Below are 14,459 nucleotides of genomic sequence, written 5' to 3' on the forward strand. Positions count from 1 at the left end.
CGGCTTCACCGAACAGACCCGGAAGGGCCTCGGAGCGATGAGCACTGCCGGTCCGGACACCTCGCACCCGAGCAGGAGAACCGATGAAGTTCACCGACGGCTACTGGCTCATGCGCCCCGGCGTCAGTGCCCACCACGCGGTCTCCGTGGCGGACGCCGTCGTCACGGACGACCGGTTGACGCTGTACGCGCCGGTGAGCCGGGTCACGAAGCGTGGCGACACCCTCAACGGGCCGCTGCTGACGGTGGATTGCTGGTCGCCCGCCGAAGGCGTGATCGGCGTCCGTACCACCCACCACGGCGGACGGGCCCCCCGGCGACCCGAGTTCACCCTCAGCCCATCCGGGGAATCCACGGTCAGGATTGTGCGCGAGGGACCGGCCATCGAACTCATCTCAGGTGAGCTGTCGTTGAAGGTGGACACCGAGGCGCCCTGGCAGCTGGACTTCAGCGGCGGCGGCCGGGCTCTGACCTCCGTCGGCCCGCGCGGCACCGGCTTCGCGACCGACGGTGACGACCGGCACTTCATGCTCACACAGCTGTCGCTGGGCGTCGGTGAGAGTGTGTACGGACTCGGCGAGCGCTTCACCCCGCTCGTACGGAACGGCCAGAGCGTCGACATCTGGCAGGCCGACGGCGGGACGAGCAGTGAACAGGCCTACAAGAACGTCCCGTTCCACCTCACCGACCGGGGGTACGGAGTCTTCGTCAACCACCCCGGCCAGGTGTCCTACGAGGTCGGCTCGGAGTCCGTCGGGCGGGTCCAGTTCAGCGTCGAGGACCAGTCGCTGGAATTCTTCGTCGTGTACGGCCCGACGCCCAAGGAGATCCTCGCCCGCTACACGGCGCTGACCGGCCGGCCCGCGCTGCCGCCGGACTGGTCGTTCGGCCTGTGGCTGTCCACGTCCTTCACCACCTCCTACGACGAGGCGACGGTCACCCGGTTCGTCACGCGCATGGCCGAGGCCGATATCCCGCTGAGCGTCTTCCACTTCGACTGCTTCTGGATGCGCGAGTACCAGTGGAGCGATTTCGTCTGGGACCCGGACGTCTTCCCCGACCCGGTGGGCATGCTGGCCCGGCTCAAGGCGCAGGGCCTGCGGATCTGCGTCTGGATCAACCCGTACATCGCCCAGAAGTCACCCCTGTTCGCCGAGGGCATGGCGCTCGGGCATCTGCTGAAGAAGCCGGACGGCGACGTATGGCAGTGGGACAGGTGGCAGGCGGGTATGGCGCTGGTCGACTTCACCAGCCCCGCGGCGCGGGACTGGTACGCGGGCAAGCTGCGGCTGCTGCTCGACCAGGGCGTGGACTGCTTCAAGACCGACTTCGGCGAGCGTGTACCCGTCGACGTGGCCTGGCACGACGGCTCGGACCCGGAGCGGATGCACAACTACTACACGCAGCTGTACAACGAGACCGTCTTCGACCTGCTGCGGGAGGTGCGCGGCGAGGGGGAGGCCGTGGTCTTCGCCCGCTCGGCGACCGCCGGGGGCCAGCGGCTGCCGGTGCACTGGGGCGGCGACTGCGAATCGTCCTTCGAGGCGATGGCCGAATCGCTGCGCGGCGGCCTGTCGCTGGGCCTTTCGGGCTTCGGATTCTGGAGCCACGACATCGGGGGCTTCGAGGGCACGCCGACACCGGCACTGTTCAAACGCTGGGTCCAGTTCGGGTTGTTGTCGTCGCACAGCCGGCTGCACGGCAGCAGGTCCTACCGCGTCCCGTGGGACTACGGCGACGAGGCGGTAGCCGTCACCCGCTCCTTCACCCGGCTCAAGCACCGGCTGATGCCGTACCTGTACCGGGCCGCCGTCCAGGCGGGCGAGGCGGGTACACCGGTGATGCGCGCCATGGTGCTGGAGTTCCCCGACGACCCGGCCTGCCGGTTCCTCGACCGGCAGTACATGCTCGGCGACGATCTGCTGGTGGCGCCCGTCTTCACCGAGGGCGGCACCGTCGAGTACTACCTGCCGGCCGGCACCTGGACCAACGTCCTCACCGGGGAACGGATCCCGGGGCGGGGCTGGCGGCGGGAGACGCACGGCTTCGACACCCTTCCGCTGCTCGCCAGGGAGGGCGCCGTCGTGCCGTTCGGAGCAGTCGCCGACAGGCCGGCGTACGACTGGGCGGACGGTGTGACGCTGGGCGTCCACGCCCCGGCCGACGGGTCGACGGCAGTGACGGCCATCCCGCTGCCCGACGGCTCGGGAGAGGCGGCGGTCTTCACCACCCGGCGATCGGGGGACGAGATCGTCGTGGAGACCGCGAGCGAACTGCCCTGGAACGTACTACTCGTGGGCGCGAGCACGGCCAGGGGCGGCACTTCGCATCCGCTCGGCGCGCTGCACTCCTGCCCGGCCGGCACACCCCGGCTGACGGCCCACTGGTCGTAGCAGGCTGCCGGTCGTGGCGACCGGGACATCCGGCACCGGGAGGTCTCAAGGAGAACAGCTGGCTCGACGGCCGCCGGGTGGTGCCGGCGTGGAGCAGCCGCCTACGGCCGTCGTCCCTGCGGGAGCGGGCAGAAGCGGCTGCCCCCTTCGACCGCGACGGTCTCCCCGGGCGCGATCTCGGTGAACCCCGCGTCATGTACGACCGGCAGCCCGCTCGCGGTCAGTTCGCCCCAGTGCCCAGGAGCCGCCGTCCGAACCGACAGCGGGAACCCGGCGGCCCGCCACGCGTCCCGCTCGGCGTCGGAAAGCTCCCACCAGGCGAGCTGTGCGCCATGGCCGGTCTGTGCCATCGACTTGCCCGCCGACATGTCCAGTTGAGGGTTGAGCCAGATGACCGGCGCGGTGCGGTCCGGCGCGGGCAGCAGCTCGGGATCGTCCAGGTCGGTGCCGCTGACCTGGAGCTTCGCCAGCTCCTTCGGCCAGCCGTCCAGCGGCACCGGAGGGAAGACCCGTACCTCGGCCGCGGAACCGGTGACGGTGATGCCCGGCAGCGCCGAAGCCTTCCGCCACTCGGCGCCGCGTGCCCGCCGTACGACCTTGCGGATCCGGGCGTCCTGCCAGTCCGCCATCGCCTGCGCCCACTCGCCGTCACCCAGCGAGCGTTCGTCCGACAGCATCACGAGCACCGCACGAGCCGCCGTCTCCAGCGCGTCCGTACGGGCCGGGGGTTCGGCCTTCTCGATGTGAACCACCAGCGGAAGGACGAACTGCGGGGCCTCGTCGCGTGCCGTCGGCTCCGCGCGGAAAGGGCTGTCGTTGCTGCTCACCCGCCCCAGTCTGCCAGTCGGGTGCCAGCGGATTTCCCGCGGATTCCCCCTGGATTCCCGGCGGTGCTCCACCGATTCTTGGCGGAGGGGAATCTTCCGGGTGAGGATGCCCCCATGAAGAGCGATCTTTTCCAGACCGAGTACATGGCGCAGCAGGCGACTGCCCCCGGCATGACCCTGCAGAACGCCAAGTCGATCAAGTACACCGTCAACGGTGACATGCTCGCGCGGCAGGGCGCGATGATCGCTTACCGGGGGAATCTCCAGTTCGAGCGCAAGGGCCAGGGCATAGGCGGAATGCTCAAGCGCGCCGTCACCGGCGAGGGGCTGCCGCTGATGTCCGTCACCGGGCAGGGCGAGGCCTGGTTCGCCCACGAAGCGGCGAACTGCTTCATCGTCGACGTGGAGCAGGGCGACGCGCTCACCATCAACGGCCGCAACGTCCTGTGCTTCGACTCCACGCTCTCGTACGAGATCAAGACCGTGAAGGGCTCCGGCATCGCGGGCGGCGGGCTCTTCAACAGCCTCTTCACCGGTTACGGCAAGCTCGGGCTGATCTGCGAGGGCAACCCCATCGTCATCCCGGTCACCCCGCAGCAGCCGGTCTACGTCGACACCGACGCCGTCGTCGGCTGGTCCGCCCACCTGCAGACCTCGCTGCACCGCTCGCAGTCGATCGGCTCCATGATCCGCGGCGGCTCCGGTGAGGCCGTCCAACTGATGCTCCAGGGCGAGGGATTCGTGATCGTACGGCCCAGCGAGGCCAAGCCCGAGAAACCGCAGCAGCACTGAGGCTCGAAGCGGTGGGCCGCCGGTACGGCCTCGGCGGCCCCTGGGTGCTGCGCGGGGTGGTCCTCGACCTGCCCGCACGCGCGCTGGTCCGGGTCGAAGGCCCCAACGGCAGCGGGAAATCCACCCTGCTCCGGCTGCTCGCCGGGATCGACACCCCGACGGCGGGCCGGATCACCGGCCGTCCCCGTACCGCGTACGTCCCCGAACGCTTCTCCGCCGCTCTGCCGTTCACCGCCACCGGCTACCTCGTCCACCTCGGCCGGATCCACGGCCTGCGGCGGGCGGACGCTGCGGCGCGCGCCGAGGAGTGGCTGACCCGCTTCGGGGCGGTGGGCCATGCCCGTACACCGCTCGGTGAACTGTCCAAGGGCACCGCCCAGAAGGTCGCGGTCGCCCAGGCGCTGCTGGCCGGGCCGGAGTTGCTGATCCTCGACGAGGCCTGGACCGGCCTGGACACCGCGGCCCGTGCGGAGCTCGACCGGGCGGTCGCCGAGCGGGTCGCGGCCGGTGCCACGGCTGTCTTCGTCGACCACGATCCGCAGCGTCTGGCGGACGCGGTCGACCTCCGACTACGGGTCGAGGGGGCCTCGCTCGTCCAGGTCCCGGCGGTGCCGCGGCAGTCGGCCGCGGCCCGGGGGAGCATGGTCCGGATCGAGGCCGGCGGGCCGCCGGGAGCGGTGGTACCCGCCGGGCTGCCGGGAAACCCGGTGCACGAAAGCCGGGCGGACACCACGGTGTTCACCGTCTCCGCCGCGTACTCCGACGCCCTGCTGCGCGCCCTGCTCGCGGCGGGCCCGCCCTGGCACATCCGCGCGGTCACCGCCGCCGGTTCCCTCGCGGAGCCGCTCACCGACGGGGAACGATGACCGCACTCCTCCGCTACCAGGCGGCTCTGCTGCTCCGCTCCCAGCGCTGGCTGGCGCCCGTCCTGCTGTACGGGATCTTCCTCGCGGTGGGCGCCGGGAGCGGCGATCCGGTGCTCGACTCGCTCGGTTACGCCGCCGCCGCGCTGCTGCCGGTCGCGGCCTGGCTGGTGCGGATCTGCGTCAACCAGGAACCGGCGGCCGCCCGCGACTGCGTCGCAGCCGCGACGAGCCCGCGCCGGGGCCATCTCGCCTCGCTGGGCGTCGCCGCGGGGTGCGCGGCCCTGCTCGGCTGCGCGGGCACCCTGGTGATCACGCTGATCAGCTCGCCGACCGACACCAGCCACCAGGTGGCCGTTCCACTGTTCCCGGCCGGGGTGGCCGGGCTGCTCGCCTCGTTCGTCTGCGCGCTGACCGGCGCCGCTGCGGGCGCGGTCCTCACCCGCCCGGTGCTGCACGGCAGGGGCTGGTCGGTCGCGGCCACCTCACTCGCCGCGCTCCTGCTGCTGGTCACCGAGGGCTCACCCGCCAGGTCGGCGGTGTACGGCCTGGTCTCCGGGTCGCGGACCGGCACTGTGCACACCCCGGTGCTGCCCCTGCTCTTCGCGGTGCTGGTCGCAGCCCTGGCGGCCACCGGCGCGAGCGCGCTCGCCGCACGACGGGGCTGAAGCAGGGGCCCGGCCGGACAGGGTCCGGCTGAGTGCGGCCGGCCCGATGGAGCAGGGGCCCGGCTGAGTACGCTCGTACGCATGGACGAGTCCTACTGCGAGACCCCTGCGGCACCCGCACCCGCAACACCCGCGGACGAGACCGTGCCGGGCGGCCCTCCGTATGCCGAGTGCGTGCTGTGCCGCAAGCCGACCGAGTACCCGGAGTCGACGCGCGGTGCGACGCTCTGCCCCGTCTGCGAGTGGCAGGAAGCGGGCCGGACCGCCTGCTCCGGCTGAGCGCGGGCCGGCCGGGGTGCGCCCGGCCGGCGGTGCGGGCGGCTCAGCTCAGCTTGGCGGTGAGCGTGATCTTCGTACCCGTGAGGGCCTGGCTGACCGGGCAGTTGGCCTTGGCGTCCTCGGCCGCAGCGGTGAAGCCGTCCGCGTCGATGCCGGGAACCTCGCCCTCCACGGTGAGGTGGATACCGGTGATGCCCTCGCCCGGCTGGAAGGTGACCTCCGCCTGCGTGGTCAGCCTGGCGGGCGGATTGCCCGCGCCGGTCAGGCCGTTCGAGAGGGCCATCGAGAAGCAGCTGGAGTGCGCGGCCGCGATGAGCTCCTCCGGGCTGGTCCTGCCGTTCGCCGTCTCGGCGCGGGAGGCCCAGGTGACCGGGTAGTCGCCGATGCCCGATGTGTCGAAGGTGACCGTGCCCGAGCCCTTGAAGAGCTCGCCCTCCCAGACCGTGTGAGCGACACGCGTGGTGGCCATGTTGATTCCCTTCAGGTGGCGGATCCGGTGGCGGATCTCCAACCTACTGGCCCACCAGCGGCTTCGCGTCGCGTGCCAGCGCCGTCAGCCGGGAGATCGCCCGGAAGTACTTCTTCCGGTATCCGCCGTTCAGCATCTCGTCACTGAAGAGCCGGTCGAAGGGGAGCCCGGAGGCGAGAACCGGGACCTCGCGGTCGTAGAGCCGGTCGGCGAGTACGACCAGACGCAGCGCCGTCGACTGGTCGCCCACCGGCTCCACACCGGTGAGGCAGACCGCGCTGATGCCCTCGGTCAGTGCGCCGTAGCGGCTCGGGTGGATCCGGGCGACATGGTCGAGGAGAGCGGGGAAGGGGTCGAGCGAGGCCCCGGCGGTCGCGTACGCCGCCTTGGTGACCTGCTCGTCGTCGTACGGGGCCGGGGCCTCGGGCAGGCCCCGGTGGCGGTAGTCGTCGCCGTCGATCCGCAGCGGCCTGAAGTGGGCCGAGAGCCCCTGGATCTCCCGCAGGAAGTCGGCTGCCGCGAACCGGCCCTCACCGAGCTTGCCCGGCAGTGTGTTGGAGGTGGCGGCGAGCGCGACACCCGCCTCGACCAGCCGGCTGAGCAGCGAGGAGACGAGGACGGTGTCGCCCGGGTCGTCCAGTTCGAACTCGTCGATGCAGAGCAGCCGGTGGCCGCTCAGCGTCCGTACGGTCTGCTGGAAGCCCAGCGCGCCGACCAGGTTCGTCAGCTCGACGAAGGTGCCGAACGCCTTGTGCTCCGCCGGGGCGGGCGTCGCGTGCCAGAGGGAGGCGAGCAGATGGGTCTTGCCGACGCCGTAACCGCCGTCGAGATAGACACCGCGCGGCCCGGTCGGCGCGGCGGGCTTGCGGCCGCCGAACCAGCGCTTGCGGCCCGAGCCGCTGGCCGTCGCCCCGCCGAGTCCCGCGGCGAAGGCGCTGAGCACGGTCACTGCCTCGCTCTGGCTCGGCTGGTTCGGGTCCGGTACGTACGTATCGAAGCGGACCGAGTCGAAGCGCGGCGGCGGCACCATCTCGGCGACCAGACGGTCGGCGGGGACGCGCGGCTCGCGGGCGCAGAGGGACTGGGGGACCACTTCAGCTATGGGCGACGACACGACCCCAGGGTAATGGCCGTGCCACACTGCCTGACATGCGACGCCTGCTCCCTGTGACCGACCAGACAGCTGCCGCTCCCGGAACGGAGCAGCCCGGCGGGGCCGCTCGTGAGTGGAGCCTGGACGAGCTTGCCGAGGCCTACGCGTATCCGGTGGACGCCGGACAGGACCGTGGGTGGCTGCGCGCCAACATGGTCTCCTCGCTGGACGGCGCCGCCCAGCACGAGGGGCGCTCCCAGCCGATCTCGACCGAGACGGACATGCGGATCTTCGGCACGCTGCGCGCGCTCGCCGATGTGGTGGTGGTCGGCGCGGAAACGGTACGTCTGGAGGGGTATCGCCCGGCGCGGGCGCGGGCGGCTTTCGCCGAGCGGCGCGAGGCGGCCGGGCAGGCCCCCGCGCCCGCCATCGCGGTGGTCAGCGCGAGTCTGGAGCTGGACTTCTCGCTCCCGCTGTTCACCGCTCCGCTCGTGCCGACCCTGGTGGTCACCGGCGCCGGGGCCCCTTCGGACCGGCTGGAAGCGGCCCGGCAGGCCGGTGCGCGGGTCGTGATCGCGGGGGACGCGAGCGTGGTCGACCCGGCCAGGGCCGTGCGGGAGCTGGCCGCTCTCGGCTTCCGGCGGCTGCTGACCGAGGGCGGGCCGCGGATGCTCGGTCAGTTCGTGTCGGCCGGGGTGCTGGACGAGCTGTGCCTGACGCTCTCGCCGATGCTCACATCGGGTGACGCCCAGCGCATCGTGGGTGGTCCGGGGCTCGCGGTGCCCGACCGGTTCGCCCTGGCATCGCTGCTGGAAGAGGCCGGGTTCCTTTTTGCCCGATACCTTCGGATCTGACAATCTGCGGAATCTACCGTTCCGCTTTCCGTTCATTGGGCAGACTTAGATCGCAGACCCCGTGCGGGCACGGGGAAGGATGGTTTCAGCAGAAGGGCCCTCAGTTGTTCACGAGCGTATTGATGATCGAGAAACCACTGACGTCCGAGGACGTGGAGTTCGTGACCACGCTGCACGGGGACGAACCCGTCTCCTTCATCGTGCTCATGCAGCCACGCGGTGACCAGGCGGACTTCCTGCTCCGGGCGATCGACGACGTGGCCCTGGGCGAGCTCGACGAGGCGGGACGCGAGACCGAGGTGCCGGAAGGGCAGGAGGCGCGGGTCCCGGCGGAGTCGGCGCTCCTGCAGTCGCTGGAGGCGCTGCGGGCCACCGGCTGCAAGGCGACCGGGCGGGTCGTCGAGGAGCATCCGCTCGATCTGCTGCAGTCCGTGGTCGCGGAGCAGTCGGCCGATGAGGTGATCGTGCTGACCGCGCCGCACTACGTGGAGGAGTTCTTCCACCGGGACTGGGCCTCGCGAGCCCGTCACAAGGTGGGCGTACCGGTGCTCAAACTCTTCGCGCACAGCGAATAGGCTGGGGCCTTCCATTACGCACGTACAGCTTGGGGAGACACCCGTATGGCACCCGGTAGCCCGACCGCCATGGACCGACCGCACTTCATCGGCATCGGCGGCGCCGGGATGTCGGGCATCGCGAAGATCCTCGCCCAGCGCGGCGCCCGGGTGGCGGGCAGTGACGCCCGTGACTCGCCGGCCGCCGAGGCGCTGCGCGGGCTGGGTGTGACGGTGCACGTGGGCCACGCGGCCGGGCATCTGGCGGAGGACGCGACCTGTGTCGTCGTGTCCAGCGCCATCCGCGAGGACAACCCGGAGCTGGTCCGCGCCGCGGAGCTGTCCATCCCGGTGGTGCACCGCTCGGACGCGCTCGCCTCGCTGATGACGGGGCTGCGCTCCATCGCGGTGGCCGGCACGCACGGCAAGACGACGACCACCTCGATGCTCGCGGTGGCCCTGACCGAGCTGGCACTCGACCCGGCGTACGCGATCGGCGGCGACCTCGCGGGGCCGGGCACGAACGCCCGGCACGGCGCGGGCGACATCTTCGTCGCGGAGGCCGACGAGAGCGACCGCAGCTTCCAGAAGTACGACCCCGAGGTCGCCGTCGTCCTCAACGTCGAGCTGGACCACCACGCCAACTACGCCTCGATGGACGAGATCTACGACTCCTTCGAGACCTTCGTGGGCAAGATCGTCCCCGGCGGCACCCTGGTGATCAACGCCGACCAGCCGGGTGCGGTCGAACTGACCTCCCGGGTCCGCGACCTCTCCACCCTGAAGGTCGTCACCTACGGGGCGTCCGAAACCGCCGACGTCCGCGTCCACAAGGTCACCCCGCGCGGTCTGACCAGCGAGGTCACGGTCCTGCTCAACGGGAAGTTCCTGACCTTCACGGTCTCCGTCCCCGGCCGTCACTACGCCCACAACGCGGTCGCCGCTCTGGCGGCCGGTGTCGCCCTCGGCATCCCGGCGCACAACCTGGCGTCCGCGCTCGGCAAGTACACCGGGGTCAAGCGCCGCCTCCAGCTCAAGGGCGAGGCGGCGGGGGTCCAGGTCGTCGACTCGTACGCCCACCACCCCACCGAGATGACCGCCGACCTCGAAGCCATGCGCGGCGCGGTCGGTGACGCGCGGATCCTCGTGGTCTTCCAGCCCCACCTGTTCTCCCGTACCCAGGAACTGGGCATCGAGATGGGCCAGGCGCTCCGTCTCGCGGACGCCTCGGTGGTCCTGGACATCTACCCGGCCCGCGAGGACCCGATCCCGGGCATCACCAGCGAGCTGATCATCGACGCCGCCTGTGCGGCAGGCGCCGACGTCACGGCCGTCCATGACAAGGAGCAGGTCCCCGCGACCGTCGCGGGAATGGCGAAGCCCGGTGATCTCGTTCTCACCATGGGAGCGGGCGACGTCACCGACCTCGGCCCGCGGATCCTGGACCACCTGTCGAGCTGAGGGAGCCCCATGCCGTACGACATCGAGAAGCCGGACGAGCAGTGGCGGGCGGAGCTGTCCGAAGCGGAGTACGCCGTGCTGCGCAAGGCCGGCACCGAACCCGCCTTCGTCGGCGAGTACACGGACACGAAGACGACCGGTGTCTACTCGTGCCGGGCCTGTGACGCCGAGCTCTTCCGCTCGGACACCAAGTTCGAATCGCACTGCGGCTGGCCGTCCTTCTACGACCCGAAGGACACGGACGCGGTCGAACTGATCGAGGACCGCTCGCACGGGATGCGCCGGATCGAGGTGCGCTGCGCGAAGTGCGGCTCACACCTCGGGCACGTCTTCGAGGGGGAGGGCTATCCGACCCCGACCGACCAGCGGTACTGCATCAACTCCATCTCGCTGCGGCTGACACCGGACGCGGGCTGAGAGTTACCGGGCAGGGGCCCGCGGCCGTCGGCGCCGCGGGCCGGGCCCCTGCCCGTGTCCGTCCCCTCCCGGCCGGGACCGCGGAAGCGGCCCCCGAGGTGGCCGGCCGGGGGCCCGGGCACGGAGAATCACCGGTATGAGCCCCACGGAGACCCCGACCGCCTCTGCGACGCCCGCTCCCGGGCTGCGCGAGCGCAAGAAGCTGAAGACCCGGCAGACCATCCGGCGGGAGGCGTACCGCCTCTTCGCCGAGCAGGGGTACGCGGCGACGACGGTCGACCGGATCGCCGAGGCGGCCGAGGTCTCGCCCAGCACCTTCTTCCGGTACTTCCCCACCAAGGAGGACGTGGTCCTCGTCGACGAGTACACCCCGGTGCTCGCCGAGGCGCTGAAGTCCCGGCCGGCCGGCGAACCGGTCGTGGACGCCCTCCGGCACGCGTTCACCGGCTCGCTGGCCCAACTCCTGGGCGCCGACCGGGAAGAGCTGTTGTTCAGGACCCGGCTCGCCTTCGCCGTCCCGGCCATCAGGGTGCGTGCGGCGGACGAGCAGCTGCGCAGCCAGGACGCCGTCGCCGCGCTGATCGTGGAGCGAACGGGCCGCGAACCGGGCGACCTTGAGGTGCACTGCGCCGCCGCGGCGATCACCGCTGTCTTCTCGGCGGTCGTCCGGTACTGGACGGAGGGCGGCGGCGCCGAGGACCTCGCCGAGCTTTTCGACCGCCAACTGTCCCTGCTCTCCGATGGTTTGAGGATCTGACCGTGCGGATGACACAGCCGGGGGGCACCCCCGGGCCCGGTCTGAGGACCGGCAGGTTCGGGCCGTTCGCACCGGGCGCGGAGGAGTCGCGGTCCGGTCCGGTCGTGCTCGTCGAGTCCTACGGCGACCCCGCGGAGACAGCCCCGCTGCTCCCCGGGGAGGAACAGCTGGTGGCGCGCGCGGTGCCCTCCCGCAGGGCCGAGTTCGCGACGGCGCGGGCCTGCGCCCGCGCGGCGCTGGCCCAGCTGGGTGTGGCGCCCGCCGCCATCCTGCGCGGTGCGCGAGGCGAGCCGCTGTGGCCCGCCGGGATCGTCGGCGCCATGACGCACTGCGCCGGGTACCGTGCGGCCGCCGTGGCCCGCGCGGCCGACGTGGTCTCGCTGGGCATGGACGCCGAACCGCACCTCCCGATGCCGGGGGAGGGGGAGTTGCGGCTGGTCACGGTGGCCGAGGAGCGTCGGCATCTGCTGGAGCTGGCCGCCCGGCGCCCGGAGGTCTGCTGGGACCGGCTGCTCTTCAGCGCAAAGGAGAGTGTGTACAAGGCCTGGTACCCGATCACCGGCCGGTGGCTCGGTTTCGAGGATGCCGTGATCACCCCGGACCCGGACACGGGCACGTTCACCGCACGGTTGCTCGTGCCCGGCCCCGTGGTCGCCGGGAAGACGCTCGCCGGGTTCGACGGAACGTGGACGATTCAGGACGGACTGATCCGTACCGCGGTCGCCGTCGGCCACTGATGCCGACGCCCGCGCGTACTCCGGTTCTCTGAAGCGACAGTTCTCGGACACTCCGCCCGCGCGTGTACTCCGTTCCTCCGCAGCCCAGTTGGGGCGGGGGCCGCTGAGGCGACCCCGCGCCCCCGCCGCCGTGCAGGTCAGAGACCGTTCCGTGCTCGAAGAGTGCGTGAAACGTGCTCGTAACTGCGCTGTCAAAGGTTTTTCCGAGCAGCTCTTGTCATTTCCGGCCATGACAGTGCAGGATCAGTGCATCTTGCAGGCCAGAACACCAGATTCCGCTTTTGGACGGGGTTCGGCAGGTCTGCGTCCCCTGACCACCCTCTACGCGGAGGTGACTGTGTCGGCCGCTGCGCCCACTTCGCCCCGTCCGGACACATCTCAGTCGGAAGCCCCTGACGACAAGCCGTCTTCCCCGGTCGCAACCCCGGCCGGGCGCCCTCGCGGGCGGACGTCGTTCCGTCAGCGGTTCCGGCGTGACCGCATGCTTCTGCTGCTGTGTGTGCCGGGCGTCCTGTACTTCGCGGTGTTCTTCTATCTGCCGCTGGCCGGCAACGTCGTCGCGTTCCAGGACTACCAGCCGTTCCTCGGCTTCAAGTCGAGCCCGTTCGTCGGCTTCCAGAACTTCACCGCACTGCTCGCACAGCCGGAGTTCTGGTCCGCCGTGCGGAACACGCTGGAGATCACCGTCCTCCAGCTGATCCTCTACTTCCCGGCCCCCATCGCCCTGGCGCTGCTGCTCAACTCCCTGGTCGGGGAGAAGGTCAGGCGGCTCGTCCAGACCGTCGTGTACCTCCCGCACTTCCTGTCCTGGGTCGTGGTCGTGGCGATGTTCCAGCAGGTGTTCGGCGGTACCGGCACGGTCACCAGCCTGCTGCAGAACCACGGCCTCGCGGTCGGCAACATCATGAGCAACCCGGACACCTTCAAGGTGCTCGTCACCTCGGAGATGATCTGGAAGGACTGCGGCTACGGCGCGATCATCTTCCTCGCCGCGATGGCTTCCATCGACATGACGCAGTACGAGTCGGCCGCGATGGACGGCGCGGGCACCTGGCGGCGCATGTGGCACGTCACCCTGCCCGGGATCCGGCCGGTGATCATCATGATGCTGATCCTGCGCCTCGGCGACATCCTCTCGGTCGGTTTCGAGCAGATGCTGCTCCAGCGCGACGCGGTGGGACCCGATGCGTCGGAAGTGCTCGACACCTACGTCTATTACCACGGCGTGATCGACGGGGACTGGGGCATGAGCACGGCCGCAGGGCTGATGAAGGGCGTGATCGGCCTCGGGCTGATCATCGCGGCGAACAAGCTGGCGCACCGCTTCGGTGAGCAGGGGGTCTACCGATGACCACGTCAGTCGCTCCGAAGCGAGAGAACTACCTGGCCCGGCTGCGGTCCGGCGGGCAGCGGCCACCGTGGATGGAACGCCCCAGCTGGTTCGGCCAGGGCGCGAAGGCGCTCGCGCTCGCCCTGATCGTGGTCATGGTGACGTACCCGTTCCTGCTGGCGCTCGGCACCAGCCTGGCCGGCCAGAAGGAGCTGGAGGCGCGCGGCGGTTACGTCCTCATCCCGCACCACCCGACGTTCCAGGCGTACAACGTGCTGCTCCAGGGCGGTGTGGTGACCCGGGCGACGCTGGTGAGCATCGGGATCACCCTGATCGGCACCGCGCTCAGCCTGCTCTGCACGGTCACACTGGCCTACGGCCTCTCCCGGCCCGGAATGCTGATGGGCAAGCCCATCCTGCTCATCGTGCTCGGCACCTTCCTCTTCGCGCCGGGCATCATCCCCACGTATCTCGTGGTGCAGCAGCTCGGTCTGCTCGACAGCTATGCGTCGCTGATCCTGCCGGTCCTGCTCAATGTGTTCAACGTGATCGTGGTGCGGGCGTTCTTCCAGGGAATTCCCACCGAGCTGTACGAGGCCGCCCGCCTCGACGGCGCGGGTGAACTGGCCATTCTCTGCCGCATCGTGCTGCCGCTGTCCAAGGCCGTCATCGCGGTGGCGGGTCTCTTCTACGCGGTCAGTTACTGGAACAGCTTCTTCAACGCGCTGCTGTTCATGAACGACTCGGGGAAATACCCGCTCCAGGTCATCCTTCGCTCGTATGTCGTCCAGGGCGAGACGATCAACGCCCACGCACTCGGCGTGAATGTGCTGCCGCCCTCGATCTCGCTCCAGATGGCCGTGCTGATCATCGCGCTCGTGCCGATCCTGCTGGTCTATCCCTTCCTGCAGAAGCACTTCGCCAAGGGTGTCCTCACGGGCGCCGTCAAGGGCTGACCCCTCTCA

16 protein-coding genes are annotated in these 14,459 nt (G+C 70.6%); 13 read left to right on the forward strand and 3 right to left on the reverse strand.

Features of this window, described 5'->3' with window-relative positions; all coding sequences use genetic code 11:
- Positions 1-83: 83 nt before the first annotated feature.
- On the forward strand, positions 84-2,393 hold the full coding sequence (yicI, locus tag OHB13_RS29725) for an alpha-xylosidase (RefSeq protein ID WP_328379110.1): 2,310 nt from the start codon (positions 84-86) through the stop codon (positions 2,391-2,393).
- 101 nt (positions 2,394-2,494) lie between these two features.
- Here yicI and OHB13_RS29730 read toward each other — a convergent pair whose 3' ends face one another.
- Positions 2,495-3,220, reverse strand: a complete 726-nt coding sequence (locus OHB13_RS29730) for a peptidyl-tRNA hydrolase (RefSeq protein ID WP_328379111.1) — start codon at positions 3,218-3,220, stop codon at positions 2,495-2,497.
- Positions 3,221-3,334: 114 nt separating this feature from the next.
- Between OHB13_RS29730 and OHB13_RS29735 the strand changes: the two genes are divergently transcribed.
- The 4 genes from OHB13_RS29735 (at position 3,335) to OHB13_RS29750 (ending at position 5,822) form a co-directional block, all read left to right on the forward strand.
- On the forward strand, positions 3,335-4,012 hold the full coding sequence (locus OHB13_RS29735; RefSeq protein WP_266851876.1) for an AIM24 family protein: 678 nt from the start codon (positions 3,335-3,337) through the stop codon (positions 4,010-4,012).
- Entirely contained in the window at positions 4,009-4,878 is an 870-nt protein-coding gene (locus tag OHB13_RS29740; protein ID WP_328380419.1) for an ABC transporter ATP-binding protein, read from the forward strand. The genes OHB13_RS29735 and OHB13_RS29740 overlap by 4 nt, the downstream gene beginning before the upstream one ends.
- Complete coding sequence (locus OHB13_RS29745; protein WP_328379112.1) at positions 4,875-5,543, forward strand: ABC transporter; 669 nt, start codon at positions 4,875-4,877, stop codon at positions 5,541-5,543. Before OHB13_RS29740 ends, OHB13_RS29745 begins: the two co-directional genes overlap by 4 nt.
- 81 nt (positions 5,544-5,624) lie before the next feature.
- A complete protein-coding gene (locus OHB13_RS29750; RefSeq protein ID WP_328379113.1) occupies positions 5,625-5,822 on the forward strand; it encodes a hypothetical protein in 198 nt (65 codons plus the stop codon).
- A gap of 43 nt (positions 5,823-5,865) precedes the next feature.
- Here the strand turns inward: OHB13_RS29750 and OHB13_RS29755 are convergent, their stop codons facing one another.
- Together OHB13_RS29755 and zapE are read right to left on the reverse strand one after the other, a co-directional pair.
- Positions 5,866-6,291 carry an OsmC family protein gene (locus OHB13_RS29755; protein WP_266851870.1) on the reverse strand — a complete coding sequence of 142 codons (426 nt, stop codon included), beginning with the start codon at positions 6,289-6,291 and terminating at the stop codon, positions 5,866-5,868.
- A gap of 43 nt (positions 6,292-6,334) precedes the next feature.
- Positions 6,335-7,405, reverse strand: coding sequence for a cell division protein ZapE (zapE, locus tag OHB13_RS29760; protein WP_405943724.1), 1,071 nt, complete (start codon positions 7,403-7,405; stop codon positions 6,335-6,337).
- A 35-nt stretch (positions 7,406-7,440) separates the two neighbouring features.
- Here zapE and OHB13_RS29765 point away from each other — a divergent pair, with 35 nt between their 5' ends.
- From OHB13_RS29765 to OHB13_RS29800, 8 genes are all read left to right on the forward strand, one after another.
- Complete coding sequence (locus tag OHB13_RS29765; protein WP_266851867.1) at positions 7,441-8,238, forward strand: pyrimidine reductase family protein; 798 nt, start codon at positions 7,441-7,443, stop codon at positions 8,236-8,238.
- A gap of 104 nt (positions 8,239-8,342) precedes the next feature.
- Positions 8,343-8,813, forward strand: coding sequence for an indole-3-glycerol phosphate synthase (locus OHB13_RS29770; protein WP_266851865.1), 471 nt, complete (start codon positions 8,343-8,345; stop codon positions 8,811-8,813).
- Positions 8,814-8,858: 45 nt separating this feature from the next.
- Positions 8,859-10,253, forward strand: a complete 1,395-nt coding sequence (gene murC, locus OHB13_RS29775) for a UDP-N-acetylmuramate--L-alanine ligase (RefSeq protein WP_328379115.1) — start codon at positions 8,859-8,861, stop codon at positions 10,251-10,253.
- Between the two features lie 9 nt (positions 10,254-10,262).
- Positions 10,263-10,670 (forward strand): peptide-methionine (R)-S-oxide reductase MsrB, encoded by a 408-nt coding sequence (gene msrB, locus OHB13_RS29780; protein WP_266851863.1) that lies wholly within the window; start codon positions 10,263-10,265, stop codon positions 10,668-10,670.
- A 136-nt stretch (positions 10,671-10,806) separates the two neighbouring features.
- A complete protein-coding gene (locus tag OHB13_RS29785) occupies positions 10,807-11,427 on the forward strand; it encodes an acyl-CoA-like ligand-binding transcription factor (protein WP_328379116.1) in 621 nt (206 codons plus the stop codon).
- Positions 11,428-11,435: 8 nt separating this feature from the next.
- Positions 11,436-12,164 carry a 4'-phosphopantetheinyl transferase family protein gene (locus tag OHB13_RS29790; protein ID WP_328379117.1) on the forward strand — a complete coding sequence of 243 codons (729 nt, stop codon included), beginning with the start codon at positions 11,436-11,438 and terminating at the stop codon, positions 12,162-12,164.
- 337 nt (positions 12,165-12,501) lie between these two features.
- The gene (locus tag OHB13_RS29795) at positions 12,502-13,515 is read left to right on the forward strand and encodes an ABC transporter permease (protein ID WP_266860616.1); all 1,014 of its coding nucleotides are present in this window, start codon (positions 12,502-12,504) and stop codon (positions 13,513-13,515) included.
- Positions 13,512-14,450 (forward strand): carbohydrate ABC transporter permease, encoded by a 939-nt coding sequence (locus OHB13_RS29800; RefSeq protein WP_401602866.1) that lies wholly within the window; start codon positions 13,512-13,514, stop codon positions 14,448-14,450. Before OHB13_RS29795 ends, OHB13_RS29800 begins: the two co-directional genes overlap by 4 nt.
- Positions 14,451-14,459 lie beyond the last annotated feature (9 nt).

Origin of the sequence: Streptomyces sp. NBC_00440 (assembly GCF_036014215.1) — a bacterium.
GTDB lineage: Bacteria > Actinomycetota > Actinomycetes > Streptomycetales > Streptomycetaceae > Streptomyces.

Bases quoted from the DNA above. Each gene is read 5' to 3' on its own strand.
- OHB13_RS29765 (WP_266851867.1), top strand. From the start codon at position 7,441: ATGCGACGCCTGCTCCCTGTGACCGACCAGACAGCTGCCGCTCCCGGA.
- OHB13_RS29735 (WP_266851876.1), top strand. From the start codon at position 3,335: ATGAAGAGCGATCTTTTCCAGACCGAGTACATGGCGCAGCAGGCGACT.
- OHB13_RS29745 (WP_328379112.1), top strand. From the start codon at position 4,875: ATGACCGCACTCCTCCGCTACCAGGCGGCTCTGCTGCTCCGCTCCCAG.
- murC (WP_328379115.1), top strand. From the start codon at position 8,859: ATGGCACCCGGTAGCCCGACCGCCATGGACCGACCGCACTTCATCGGC.
- OHB13_RS29755 (WP_266851870.1), bottom strand. From the start codon at position 6,291: ATGGCCACCACGCGTGTCGCTCACACGGTCTGGGAGGGCGAGCTCTTC.
- yicI (WP_328379110.1), top strand. From the start codon at position 84: ATGAAGTTCACCGACGGCTACTGGCTCATGCGCCCCGGCGTCAGTGCC.
- OHB13_RS29790 (WP_328379117.1), top strand. From the start codon at position 11,436: ATGACACAGCCGGGGGGCACCCCCGGGCCCGGTCTGAGGACCGGCAGG.
- OHB13_RS29785 (WP_328379116.1), top strand. From the start codon at position 10,807: ATGAGCCCCACGGAGACCCCGACCGCCTCTGCGACGCCCGCTCCCGGG.
- OHB13_RS29800 (WP_401602866.1), top strand. From the start codon at position 13,512: ATGACCACGTCAGTCGCTCCGAAGCGAGAGAACTACCTGGCCCGGCTG.
- OHB13_RS29750 (WP_328379113.1), top strand. From the start codon at position 5,625: ATGGACGAGTCCTACTGCGAGACCCCTGCGGCACCCGCACCCGCAACA.
- msrB (WP_266851863.1), top strand. From the start codon at position 10,263: ATGCCGTACGACATCGAGAAGCCGGACGAGCAGTGGCGGGCGGAGCTG.